The sequence below is a fragment of the Kiloniella litopenaei genome, from assembly GCF_000982415.1.
In the GTDB taxonomy this organism is placed as follows: domain Bacteria; phylum Pseudomonadota; class Alphaproteobacteria; order Kiloniellales; family Kiloniellaceae; genus Kiloniella; species Kiloniella litopenaei.
Genome location: NZ_LANI01000010.1, coordinates 1 through 14,495, shown reverse-complemented (window position 1 = coordinate 14,495; position 14,495 = coordinate 1). Strand labels below are relative to the sequence as shown.

Annotated in this window: 4 protein-coding genes; all 4 read right to left on the bottom strand. The window is 44.1% G+C overall.

Annotation, left to right across the window (positions count from 1 at the left end; translation table 11 throughout):
* Positions 1 to 9,163: Ig-like domain-containing protein (locus tag WH95_RS11000; RefSeq protein ID WP_046506960.1), on the bottom strand; the 9,163-nt coding region annotated here is incomplete at its 3' end.
* Positions 9,164 to 9,777: 614 nt separating this feature from the next.
* Complete coding sequence (locus WH95_RS10990; protein ID WP_082114113.1) at positions 9,778 to 10,302, bottom strand: protein-lysine palmitoyltransferase; 525 nt, start codon at positions 10,300 to 10,302, stop codon at positions 9,778 to 9,780.
* 127 nt (positions 10,303 to 10,429) lie between these two features.
* On the bottom strand, positions 10,430 to 11,830 hold the full coding sequence (locus tag WH95_RS10985; RefSeq protein WP_052741956.1) for an HlyD family type I secretion periplasmic adaptor subunit: 1,401 nt from the start codon (positions 11,828 to 11,830) through the stop codon (positions 10,430 to 10,432).
* The gene (locus tag WH95_RS10980; protein WP_046506951.1) at positions 11,830 to 14,004 is read right to left on the bottom strand and encodes a type I secretion system permease/ATPase; all 2,175 of its coding nucleotides are present in this window, start codon (positions 14,002 to 14,004) and stop codon (positions 11,830 to 11,832) included. Before WH95_RS10980 ends, WH95_RS10985 begins: the two co-directional genes overlap by 1 nt.
* Between the last annotated feature and the right edge of the window lie 491 nt (positions 14,005 to 14,495).

Sequence of the window (14,495 nt, the reverse complement as noted above, 5' to 3'; positions counted from 1 at the left end):
CTGATCCCTCACTCGGGCCTGTATTCAGGCTGAAGCTCAGCGCATCACCATCGATATCACTGGCGGATAGAGTACCTGTGACAACACCACCGTCTTCAACAGCTGAAATGAACAACGCATTCGCAACAGGATCAGTATTATCATTAATAATTGTGAAAGACAGTTCCTGACCATCCAGTAATTCAAACGAAACCTTATGCTCATCCCCTAAATACCAACCTTCAATTGTGAGTTGGTCAGAGTTCGATATTTGAACAACAAGATCCATGCCCACTTTATTATAGGTCATCTCTGCGGGATTAATGCCCTCACCAAACACTACTTTGGCATTTAACCCGGTATTACGGATTGTATCCTTACCATCACCTTGATTGTACCGATAAGTATCTCCATCACTATTACCACCAATGAGAATATCAGTGCCACTATGTCCAAATAGAACGTCAGCAGAATCCCCGCCAGAAAGAACATCGTCTCCCGCACTACCTTTCAAGAACATTCCTGCAAACTCAGTTGTTTGAGGACTTGGAAAAATTACTGACCTAACATCGGTATTGGTACCCGTTGCGTTACTATTTGAATGGAATGTTACAACAACAGAATCATCATCAAGAACAGTAAGATCTTGTTTGTAATAATTCACCGCAGGAATAGCCAATGCACGCGTAGTTTCAACGGTGCCATCAGCATTATAATACCGAAGTCTGACCTTCAAACCATTCGTGTAATCAGACCACGCAATAACAAAGCGACCATCAGAAAGAGCAACTGTGACCGGGTCTAATTGATGCTTATCCGTCGTATTAAGGTCCACGGCAAATTCTAAACTATGTACACTACCATCCGCATTATATCTTTTCCCATAAACACCGTACTGGGTACCAGCTTGATTAAACGATTGCCAAACGACAAGGAAGCCACCATCAGCCAAACTTGTTACCTGAGGTCTCCTTTGATGTGACGCAATGTGCTCATTTATTTGGAACTGACTATTTACTGCATTTCCAGCATTATCAAAGCGTTGTCCATAAACGTCCCAACCTTTAGCCGCATCTTCACTTATTGATTCCCAAACGATAACATACCCACCATCAGATAGTGTCGTTATTTCAGGGAAAACCTGATGGCTAACAAGCGTACTATTAACCACAATATCACCAGATATCGATTGTCCAGTTTTGTCAAAGCGACGTGCGATAATTTCATAACCATCAAGTCCTGGAGCATTAGATTGCCATACGGCAACAAACCCGCCATCAGCTAGACCTGTGACATTAGAAGCATCTTGTTCAGAGGCTGAATTTTGATTTAACCTTACAGGGTCATTTAACTTTTCTCCATTGTCATCAAAAACTTGCGCATAGATACCACTTCCGCTTCCATCTTCAAGATTTGATGTCCAAGTCACGACATGGCCATATGCCAGACCTGCTACAGAAACATTCGCCTGCTTATCTACTGTCGTAACATTTATACGCTGTTCTGATGTAAGTGCATTACCACCCGCGTCATAAATACGTGAATAAACATCATAATCTCCAGCCGCTGATTTAGCCGACCAAACATACGCAACCCTATTATTAACCAGCTTTGTGACAGACGGTTTAGCATCATATGAATCTGCCAAATCCGTACCTAAATTATGGCGAGGAGTTTGGTTAATTGTAAAAGCAGATAAATGTTTTGCTTGGTCAAATACCCTTACTTTCATCTCAGCAATAGAAGATGCGCCATCGATATCAGTCACCTTATAGCTAAAGGTATCCTCGCCAGCAAAATCAACATTCGGAGTGTAAGTATAAATTCCGTCAGAATTGACAATTACAGTGCCATTTGAAGCCTGAGTTTCAATTCCAAAGGTCAAATCTTCCAAGTTGTTATCTTGATCCGAAGCCCCAAGCTTTCCTGAAATCACTTGATCTTCAGCTAGTGCAATAACACCTCCATTTGCATAAGGAGCAAGATTGCCACCAACTTCAAAGACTTGGTCTGAAAATTCAAGAAACTCTATATTAGCAACATTATCAACACCATCACGATTAGAAACAGTATCCGTTACCGTATAACTACCATTGGCATTTTTGATAATTTTGTAATCGGCCAAATTGCCGGAAAATACGGCTTTATCAACGGCACCATCACCGCCATCCAGCAGGTCATCACCAGCTCCCCCATGAACGATATCGTCCCCTGAAAGTCCGTGAAGAATATCGTCGCCATCTCCACCGATCAACTCGTTCGCTTGATCATCCCCCGTTACTATATCGTTGTGATCTGTACCGATAACATTCTCAATATTCTTTAACTGGTCCCCTTCGGCATCACCACCTGTTTCAGTAGAACTGTCAGATAGATTGACGGTAACAGCATTAAGGGAATATTTATAAGAAGCAGTATCTTTCCCGGCAGATCCGTCGAGAACGTCTGCACCAGAACCACCTTCCAGTACGTTATTACCGTCATCACCGGTTAGCTGATCATTATAATAGGAACCTTGAAGGTTTTCGATATCTGATAGAACATCACCTTCAGCGTCGCCTTTTCGAGTAACCCCTGTTTCCAGATTAACCGTTACACCTTCAAAGGAATGTTTATAGGATGCTGTATCGTTACCATCTGCACCATCAATAGTGTCTGCACCATATGCACCTTCCAGCATATTATCTTGCGCATCACCTGTTAATGTGTCGGCAAACCCAGACCCAAGAATGCCTTCCATGCCTGTCAGCGTATCTCCCTCAGCATCACCACCTGTGTGAGTCCCTGTTCCCAAGTCAACATTGACAGCAGAAGTACTATCCCGATAAGAAGCGATATCAATACCTAAGCCACCATCTATTGTATCTACACCGGATCCACCTTGTAGAGTATCATCGCCAGCGCCACCAATAAGTGTATCTTCACCATCTTTACCAGACAGGATATCATCTGCATCCCCAGCCATAAGTGTGTCTTGGCCACTGCCCCCAACAAGGAACATGGAGGCAAACTCTGTATCCCCCTTAGTACCTACAAGTTTGGAACGAACTTCAGTTGGTTGTCCTTCTCCATCTGATGATTGCCAGACAACAACCACGTTACCATTATCAAGAGCTACGGTTACTGGCTTGACATAATCTGGCTGTGTAAATGTATCCACAACCTGCTGATTACCAACTCTCTGCCCCAGGGCATCATACCGCTGAGATACAACCGATCTTCTAGAGTAAGTTGCCCAGCTAACAGTAAATCCGCCATCAGGCAAAGCAGCAACAGATGCATCCAATTGTTGAAAATTTGTATCTTCCGAGTTGACCAAGAACTCATCCCCAACGGGAAGACCTTGTTCGTTATACCTTTGAGCGAAAATGCCGTAGTAACTTCCGTCTTGCTCGTATGATTGCCAAACGACAACAAAGCCACCACCTTCTAGCTCGGAAACCTGCGCATTATTTTGGTTCAAACTTGTTTCAGTATTTACTCTGAACTCATCGCCAATTACTTGCCCAGCTGCATCATAACGCTGACCGTAAACCCCAAAAGCACTGCCATCTTGATCATAAGATTCCCAGACAACAACAAAACCACCATTATTCAGGGAGGCGATTTTGGGGGCCTGTTGACGATTAACAATCTCAGAATTGACTTGGATATCACCAGAAAGAGCCGTTCCGTCTGCGTCAAAGCGTCTTAAAAAGACACCCCAGTGATCACCATCTGCTTGGAAAGAGTTCCAGGCGACCACGAAGGTGCCATCATTCAACCCGATCACATTGGGCATTAATTGGAAACTCTGAGTTCCAACATTTATACGGAATTCATTAGCAACGGGAACACCTGCGCTATCAAAACGTTGTGCATATATGCCGTCATCACTTCCGTCCTGGTCCTGAGAACTCCATGTGACCACGTAACCACCATCAGCAAGGCCAGCAATTGAGACCTCTTTTTGGTTTTTGCTTAAGAAAGTATTTGCCCGTCTTTCTGGGCCAATAGCATTGCCCGCAGAATCAAATACCTGAGTGAAGACATCAAAACCATTTTCAGATCGAAAATCACCCCAGGCTACGGCGTATCGTCCACCAGTTAAGGCAGTAACAGAAGGCTTAAGGGCAAGAGCATCAAATTTGTTTGCACCAAAAGACGGGCGTGGCGTACCGTTTACAACCACGACTTCTCCCAATTCAGGAGGAGCATTTACCTGAACCGATACCGTTTCAACAGAGGTTTCTCCTGCCGCATCAGTTACTTTAACATCAAAGCTATCTGCGCCTGTGTAATCGACGGTAGCAGTATAGGTAAATGTACCATCAGTATTAAGTGTTACACTACCATTCGCTGCGTTTGCTTCCAGAGAATAGGTAAGTGTTTCTGAGGCATCATCTATATCCTCTCCTGAAACCTTTCCTGTAACGGTTGATCCTTTTGGCAACGCGACTATGCTTTTCAACATGGTCGGCGCATCATTCACAGGTGTTACAGAAACATTTACGACGGCAGTCGCAGTTCCCCCCTTACCATCCGCGACAGTATATTCAAAACTGGCATCACCATTAAAGTTTTCGCCCGGGGTAAATATCACATTCCCCAAACCATCTAAACTTACTGAACCATTAGAAGGGTTACCTGTTGATTCAAATACTAAAGTATCTCCATCCGGATCAGAAACCGCCCCCACCAGGTCTGTGATAGAAAGCGTTAAGCTGTTGTCTTCATCTACTGTTTTGGTTGTCGTAGTTGCAACTGGTGCCGCATTGCTGCCCAGATAGATTTTTTTATCAGTAAACTGAAGAAACTCTACATTCGTCAGAGTATCTGTACCATCTGCCCCCTGAACAGTGGTCGTTCCGTTGGCGGTCGTGATTGTATAATCTTCATGATAACCACTATAGAACGCCGTATCTTCATCGGCGCCACCATCAATGACATCATTTCCTGCCCCGCCAGAAATGCGGTCTCGACCTTCCCCACCAATAAGAGTATCAGCACCTGTGCCGCCGATCAGCTGATCATCCCCTGAACCACCGGATAGGGTATCATTTCCTGCCCCCCCTTCGAGAATATTATCAAAGCTATTACCTGTGATATTGTCCTCAAATTCAGATCCAGAAACATGCTCGATATTTTCCAGAATATCCCCTTGAGCATGCCCCCCTGCCTCAGCGAGATCATCATTCAGGTTAACTGTTACGCCAGCCGTCGAACGGTGATAATTTACTGTATCTTCGTCTTGCCCACCATCAAGGCGGTCTGCACCAGCGCCCCCTTCCAGCGCATCATCGCCACGTCCACCTCTTAGCCAGTTGACAGCATCATTCCCAATAAGGATATCATCACCATCCCCGGCAAAGGCGTTTTCAATAATACTGCCTTCTTTAATGGTAAGAATATTGTCAACAATTCTACTATCTTTTCCAGAGTTCAAATCTATATAGACATCAGTATTTATAGCCGCAGTGTTTATTGTATCACTACCATTGGTATCCTCCAGGACACGGCGACCTTCGTTTTCAGCGCCAGTAAATTTAGCGTAATCAACGGTGTAAATATAGGTATCGTCATTGGTGATAGCATCACCATAAAGTTTCAACGCCCAGTTATTAAGTGTACCTGTGGCACCGGTACGCAGGTCTTTGACAGTAAGTGTCCAGTCACCAGCAGATGTTTCACCCCAATGGTGCGTACTGTAAAAGGTCCAGTTAATTTTTGTTTCTGCAGCCCCAATACTATTGGGGTCTGCCAAATTTTTTTCAGGACGATTGAGAAGCACACTCTCCGTTCCGTCTGGAGAGGTAAGTGTAATTTGAAGATCACCAATATGCCCGTGATCAATATTCACAGAAACTTCGACATGATCAATATTGATGCTATCTGTTACAGTAACCTTATCCTGAATACCATTTTCATCATTATCGGTGATTGAAATTGACGAGTTTCTGCTCTGAGTAACATTAACCTCATTTGCCGAAGTACTCTGGCGCGTCCAGGTTTCAGCCAAACGAACCGCTGCACGGGCGTCCACCATACCAAAACCGGAATCATGGTTAACCTCAAGACCACCTCCATTCCAGTTACCAGCACCGTTTACCTGCCAGTCCGGGTTAGCTGGGTCAGAATTATAGGCTGAATAAGCCAAAATTTCCTGTACATCACGCCACCCCAAATTAGGGTTAGCCTCTAAAATAAGGGCAATAACACCGGATAAAACCGGTGCACTAAAGGATGTACCGTCACCATCAGCGTAGTCACCATGCAGGCTTGATGTTTGCGCAGTAGACGAGAGGGAATCTCCCTCTGCACTTGCAACCTCGACAGCTTCGGGTGCCGAGGTATTATAGCCATTTGCTCCTTGCCTATCTGTCGAGACAATCGCCGCCCCGGGCGCACCAACGAGAACAGCCGCCCCAGGAGTACTAAAGTAGGTATGAGCCCCATTCGCATCCATCGCGGCAACAGCGATTGATTCCCGGGCACTTTTCAAATCAAAATGATTTAAGTTCTGATGAACATGTCGTGTATTACCTGCAGAGGCGACAATAATTGTGCCCAGGCCACCACGACCTTGCGATACAGCTTTATCCAAATCGGCATGAAGCTGAGCATTATGGCCGCCCGCAGAAAAGATTGTACCGTCTGCCGAGCGGGCTCCATCTCCGATATCCGCAAGGGGTGTCCAACTGTTGTTTGATATATCAACATTCCACTGGCCATCAAGTCGATAACCCTTGCGTCGAAATCCAGCTATCGTTGAATCATAAGCAACACCGACTACACCCTCGCCATTTCGTTCAGCAGCAATGATCCCGGCGATAAAGGTGCCATGCGCCATACCTTCACTTGTCGTTGGAGAAGGATCACCATCACCATCTACATAGTCATAGTCTATGGAGCTGTCGTAGTTATCATCATAATCAGCATGATCCATCTCAACGGCATCATCATTAATACCAATGACAACACCTTCACCTGTATAATCATCCCAGACATCTTCAATATTGATAGAACTTAGATGCCACTGTCGATCATAGTAGGTATCGCTTGGCGCTTCCTGCTTTACATTAACTGTTGCTGTTGTTGTTGAACGACCACCATTTCCATCATCAACTGTGTATTGAAAACTTGCTTTCCCGACAAAATCTTCGAACGGATCGAAAGTTACCCGCCCATCAGCCTCAAGAGTAACAACCCCGTTTTCTGCTCCGCCAACCCCAACAATAGAAAGCTGATTTCCGTCAATGTCTATGTCGTTTTCAAGTAATTCACTTAATTCAAAAGTTCGAGAAAAAGTACCTCGATGGGTAAACTTTTCACCTGAAGCGATAGGGGCATTATTTTTACCATCTAAATGTACGACACTATCAACGAAGTTCAGCCTTTCAGCATTAAAGATAGTATCAGTGCCATCATTACTTGCGTGATCCCCCCTCTTATCTGTAACAGTTACACTACCATTTTCATTATAAACAATAGAGTAATCTGCGACATTCCCAGAAAAAGTAATAATATCCGTACCTTCGCCAGCACGAATAGTATCATTTCCGGCTCCTCCCTCAAGTAGATCATTGAAAGAGCTACCATTTATTATATCGTGACCACCGCCACCTACAATCGCAACTGAAGCCTCTCCACCAGTCGCGCTTATTTGATCATCACCATCTCCGCCTATTACAATTTCGACATTAGCGGCAGCCATATCAAAATTAATACCGGAATTCTGAGAGAATAAGACAGTATCTTCTCCATTCCCTCCATCAATATTAATATCATCAACATCTATATAAATAAGGTCATTACCATCTCCCCCACTTATACTATCACTTCCTTTGCCTCCTATAAGTAAATCATTACCACTTCCACCAGTAATGATATCATTACCACCACCTCCTCGAATCAGAACCCCAACACTCCCTTCAAAACTAAAGGTGTCGTTCCCATCCCGACCGATTAAACCAGAAAACCCTGCATCTGAAAGCTCAATTGTGTAATCAATATCTTGCTCAACTACCCCAAATATTACATTCTCTTCTGTTTTATACCTAAGAACATTATTTACACTGCCCTCTAATACAAATTGACCTGTTTGAGTAAGAAGTTCGAAGTCAGAGATTTCATAAGTACCAAGGTTTGTTGTGTAGGTTGACGTATCTGTTTTAATACCACCACCGACGTTTTGCTGAACAGATTGCTCGGACAGATCAATCGATAAAACGCCGGCCTCAGATAATGATTTTAATTCTCCCGCTTCAGTTAAACCATTTTGATTGTAATCATTCCAAATTTTTAACTCTGAAAATGCTTCATCTTCTTGGTTAAATATACCGTCGTCATTGCTGTCTAATGATTTCAGGGCTTCAAAGCCGGAATTAAAATCGCCATTTGCATATGCACCAGATAGCATTTCAGTACGATTATCAATTTGATCATTGGAGTTTAGGTCATGAACTAAAAATCCATCATCTGAATTGGCCCATGCTGTCAGATCTAGTTTACCATCGTTATTCATATCGAATAAGACAGTCGTTTCTTCATTATTTAAGAGCTCAATACCATCACCGTCTATATCGATAAGCAAAGGATCAAACAATGAGCTTACATAATTACCGACGAGTCCTCCGACATATAATCCGGCAGCAAATCCGACTGGTCCACCAATAAGAGATCCTAGGGCAGCACCTAGTACCCTACCAGCAACAAAGCCTACAGCCCTACCAGCTACATAAGATGCGGCAACAGAAGCAGCCTCTTTTCCTACACTTTGAAAAGCTTCTCGAGAATTTTTAGGTTTACTAGCATAAACGTTATATCCAGCGAATAGGACGCTTGACGCCGCTCCTGCATAATGAAGTCTATTTCCCAGTGCTTTTAATGACTTCTTATTCCAAAATCTGCTTGGTTTATTCAAAGAAGGCGCTGAGCTTTCATATTTATAATAGCTTTCTACTGCAGTAAAACCAGCACCTACAACTGCACCACCAACAGCACTAGGATTATCTCTGCCGTAACTATATACGGATTTCGCTGTTGACTTAGCATAGGTGTAAGCAGTTTCTGCATACCTCTTATAAGGAGATGCAGAAGCATAGTTATAAATTACATTATTAGTGGATCTATTATAAGTATAACTTGGTCTATTGCTTGGAGCGTTAAATCTATCGCTTGAAGTAATATCTATATATAGAGACATTTATAATTTCCTAAATTCTTTTCAATAAATGCGTTTATTAGAAAAAGCCGAAACTCCGGAAGAAAAATCGCAAATAAATACTATTTATGCAGGTCGAAATATTCTTTTCTTAGCCGTGCTATTCGAGTTCTAAACTCTTTTGCTATGACAAAACTCCATAGCCTCATGGGGATCCAAAATGCAGAATTCAACAAACTGAAAAGTCGATAGCACAAAAACTTATCATCTTGTGTTCGAAAGATATGAACCATGTGTTTTCTAATTTGGGTAGGCATTAATTTGGAAATATATGGGTGATATTGTTTCGATTCAAAAACATGTCCATGATAAGGATTACTTATGTAGAACAGAAGATCGAACAAGTATCCTATTAATAAATACCCATACCAAAACTCTACTATAGATCCAGAAAGTACTTTTAAGGTTTCATTCGCGCTAAAAAAGGAATGCTCTGTAGTATCAACTACGAGAAATACAGAAATCATAGTTAAACACATTAAGAACATAGAGGGATATGACTTTAAAATAGCCACCAAAACTCCCATCAGAATTTTGAACACCCTACTCAAATACAAAGCTTTCCTCATAATCTACGCCTTATCCGATTAATCAGATCACCATTCGACCACTGCCATCCCGTTTCCATCTGGTGCAGGCTGTAATGTTTTAATTTTTTCCTCTTTAAAGACCTGCTCACGAAGCTGTTGGAGAATTTCTTCTTCTCCACCGAATGGCGCAACAAGATCGATCAGCCAGAGACGATCACCCGCATTCCATTCGCTAGGCTTTAAGCGGATAATCCCCTGCATAATGCGTTGTTCAGCTTCTTCGTTTAGGTGCGCCCAACTTGCATAGGCAACGGGTTGACCATCTTTACGAAAAACCCGGAATTGTTTTTGTATTAAAGCCGGCATAATCAGCCATTCTGCATCAGCATAGAAAAAGTGTTTATGTGCAGGGGATTGCATCATCAACCATGAAATTTGCCCCAACATCTCTACGGGCCCAGGTTGTTCTTGCTGAGCAGTGGTTTCAGTATTTTGTGCAGATGTCATTGTTTGTTCCTGTACAGTGCTTTTTTTCTCACCTGCGTTTGAGGTAGAAGTTTTCGCGGTTGATTTCTTCGTCTTGCTAGCCATTTTTTATCTCACTTTCTATGCGCTGTTTTTTTAAATCAACTTTGTTACATTCCGGCATGCATCATTTGATTAATCCGGATTAATTTTTCTTTCTTACCCCTCAAGGGTCTTTAAACTCTTGTTTGTTTCATCGTTCCCCCAACGCCTCATCCTGATATTTAAGGAAAGGAGCGAGGAAGAATTCGATTGCACGTCGTTTTCCGGTTTTCACCTCAACTGTTACCGACATACCCGGCGTCAGCGGAACCCAGCGATCTTCGACAAGAATTTTATCCGTGTTCATCGATGAACGGGCTTTATAGATCAGCCCCTGCTTTTCATCTTCAATGGCATCAGCAGAAATCTGCTCAACCGTTCCCTCAATCATTCCATATTTGGTATAGGGAAAGCTCTCTACTTTGATTTCAGAAACCTGACCGACTTCCACAAAACCAATATCCTTATTAAGAACCATGGCTTCAATTTCCAATGGTGTTCCCTCGGGGACGATCACCATCACAGGCTGCGCAGCCTGAACAACACCACCAACGGTATGAACAGCAAGTTGCTGAACGACACCATTAACGGGTGCACGTAACTGTCTTAGACGATTACGTTCAACTGCTTTGCGTAGCTCTTGCTCCAAAGCAGCTTGCTCTTGTAACGCCTCTGATAAGGCCGCCTGTTGCTCAGCCAGAAAAGCCGCTTCTCGTTCGGCACGCTGTTGGCGCAGACTATTTAATTCAGCCTGCCCTTCCTGCAGTCGGTACTTCTCTATTTCAAGATTACCTTCTGCCTCAACCAATTCCTGTTTTAACTGAAGGAAAGTAGTGCGAGCCCCCACTTTCTTTTTTACAAGCTTTTCACGTGCCGAGACACGCTCGGCAAGCAGAGGAACTACACCGGCCAGCTTATTAATATTCGATTGCGTCATACCATACGTGGCCTGACGTTGGCTTATTTGGCTATCGATCGAAGCCATCTGGGATCTATGCTCAGTCGTGCTTTGTAAAAGTAACGCTCTACTCGCCAGCTCTAAAGATTCAGAGACACCTTCCGGCGCGATAAAATCATAGTCTTCATCACCAGCCACCTGTAAAAGGAGCGTTTTGATACGAGCAACATCCAATCTGGCAGATAATAGATCTTGCGCCATACGCTCTTCGTTCGCATCACTGTCTGTCGGATCAAGCTCAATTAAAAGCTCACCCGCCTTAACCCGCTGTCCTTCTTTGACGTGAATTGCACGGACGGTTCCTATTTCAAGCGCTTGAATAGTCTTGACCTGACCACCCGGGATAATTTTCCCCTGTGCCACAGCTTCAGTATCTATTTTGCTAAACCATCCCCATGTAACGACAGAAATAAACAGTATGGCTATTAACCAGGTCAGAAAACGCCCTGTTGGTGAAGCTGGTGTCTCTAGAATTTCCAGTGCTGCTGGCAGAAACTCCAGCTCATCACCCTTGCGCTCTACTTTGATACGGGCTTTATCTTCTGCTTTTGCCGCACGCCAAACCTGCCATGCTTTACTAAATGCTGCGAACATCAGGTCTCTCCTATCTGATGACGATAGAGAGCCGCATAACGCCCGTCCTGAGACAACAACTCGTCGTGTGAGCCTTGCTCAATAACCACACCTGCTTCCAATGTGACAATCCGGTCAGCTCGACGTACGGTTGATAGACGGTGCGCAACAATAATAACTGTCCGTCCCAGGCAAATCTTCTGCATATTATCCTGAATAATGCGCTCTGATTCATAATCGAGCGCGGACGTGGCTTCGTCAAAAATCAGGATTGATGGATTTGCAACAAGCGCACGTGCAATCGCAATACGTTGACGTTGCCCGCCAGAAAGCCCCCCGCCTCTTTCTTCCAAAATGGTATCGTACCCTTGGGGAAGCTCCAGAATAAACTCGTGGGCGCCCGCTTGCTGAGCAGCCTCAATGACCTGATCCATTGATAATGACGGATCTGAAAGCGCAATATTATCTCTTATAGAACGATTAAAGAGGATATTCTCTTGCAGAACAACGCCAACCTGACGGCGCAGCCAGGTAGGGTCCATCATAGCCAAATCAGTTCCGTCAACAATCACTCGACCAGATTCCGGAACATAGAGCCTTTGTATTAGTTTTGTCAGTGTTGATTTACCAGACCCGGAACGCCCGACAACGCCAATGACTTCACCAGCCTTAATCTTGAGGTCAATTCCTCTCAGGACCTCGGGACCATCAGCCTTATATCTGAACACAACACGATCAAATTCTATATGACCTTTGATCGGTGGTAATGCGGGGCGGTTCAGGTTTTGTTGGGGCTCTGCCGGGGTATTTAGTACATCTCCCAATCGATCCAGAGAGATCCTGAACTGTTGAAAATCTTGCCACAGCTGCGCAAGGCGCAGAATGGGCTGACTGACTTGTCCGGACAACATATTAAACGCAACAAGCTGCCCGACCGAAAGATCCCCGGCGATCACAAGCTTTGCACCGAACCACAGTAAAAGAGCCATCAGAACCTTGTTTATGAGTTGGACACCCTGCCCACCAAAAGTCCCCAATACAACACCACGGAAGGATGCTTTGACATATGCCGCGAGCTGCTCTTCCCAACGTTGGCGCATCTGAGGCTCAACAGCCATTGATTTCAAGGTTTCAATACCGGAAACAGCCTCTACCAGAAAAGCCTGATTTGCCGCCCCACGTTGGAATTTTTCTTCGGTTCTGCGGCGTAATTCTGGCGTGATAGACACAGACAGAATGATATAAAAGGGGATTGATCCCAATACGATGTATGTCAGGGTCGGACTGAAGTAGAACATGACAGCCAGAAAAACGACCGTAAACAGCAAGTCGAGGACAACCGTCAGTGCATTCCCCGTTAAAAATGAGCGTATGCTTTCCAATTCTCTGACACGGGCCACCGTCTGCCCAACCGCACGACTACCAAAATAAGCGATTGGTAAATTAAGCAAATGTTTAAAAAGCCGCGCCCCAAGCTCAACATCTATCCGACTGGCTGTATGAGAGAAAATATAGGTCCGCAAACCGCCAAGCGTGATCTCAAAAAGTGTTATCCCCACCAACCCAACAACAAGAACATCCAATGTGGTCAGACCACGATGAACTAGAACTTTATCAATCACGACTTGAAAAAACAGCGGTGTAACCAAAGCAAAGAGCTGCAGGAACAAAGAAGCCAGCAAAACTTCACCGAACAGTTTTCTATATTTAACAATCGCCGGAATAAACCAGGTAAAATCAAACCGACGCTCTTCACCAGCTAACGCCGCACGGCGCGTCAGGAAAATAGCTCGACCTGTCCACTTTTCATAAAGCTCATCCAAAGAAAGCTTTTGTGGAGCTTGCCCCGGAACCTGTATCAGAGATTGTCCTTCAGCAACCTTTGCAAGAATGAAGAAACTACCATCTTTTGCAACGGCAATAGCAGGTAAAGCGGCTTTTTCAAGACGCTTGGGCTTAACCGTGACAGCACGTGCCTTGATTTCAAGTGCTTTTGAGGCACGAACAATGCCAATTTCATCGATGTCCTGACCTGCTGGACAAAACTCATGTTTAATAAACTTTGGATCAGCTGGCAGCTTTAAAAACTGCAACATCATGCACAATGAATTGACGCCAGAATCTCTTATCGGTGCTTCCGGAGTAACTTCTTTATTTGTGCTACTTACTGATTCCCCTTGGCGTTCAACGAGCATTAGACGCCTTTACCCCACCCAACAACATACCATAGCATGCACGCAAAACGTGTACAGCCACACCATATGACACAAACATGCCTCAAGGGTCAATTAAGATTAATTATTAATTAACATTTAGAGAGTTACGCGAGGAGTGTGTCTCTAGGTACAATAGAAAAGTAACATCTCCGCTTGCTGTCGAGAAGCATCCCCACACTCAGAAGCGCCTTCCCAAATATCGTTTTCCAAGTTCAGTATATTCCATCTGGATCTTTCGCGATGAGCCCCCTTTTGACCTGATGCATGACATTTGACAAAGCCAGATGTGATGGTATCAACACAACCATGTAGATATGATCCGTAGAAAGCCCCCCTTTAAAACTATGATTGAGGGGAAACAAATCTGGAAGAAAAAGTGTGTAGACAGAATCTAACTGGACAGTTCATCGCCATCAAATCGAAAAATTGTCAGGTCAGATCTAGAGCATTTTGCGTTCAGTGTGGGTCAT

Excerpts from the sequence above, each read along its gene's own strand:
- WH95_RS10990 (WP_082114113.1), bottom strand. The coding sequence starts at position 10,302 with ATGGCTAGCAAGACGAAGAAATCAACCGCGAAAACTTCTACCTCAAAC.
- WH95_RS10985 (WP_052741956.1), bottom strand. The coding sequence starts at position 11,830 with ATGTTCGCAGCATTTAGTAAAGCATGGCAGGTTTGGCGTGCGGCAAAA.
- WH95_RS10980 (WP_046506951.1), bottom strand. The coding sequence starts at position 14,004 with ATGCTCGTTGAACGCCAAGGGGAATCAGTAAGTAGCACAAATAAAGAA.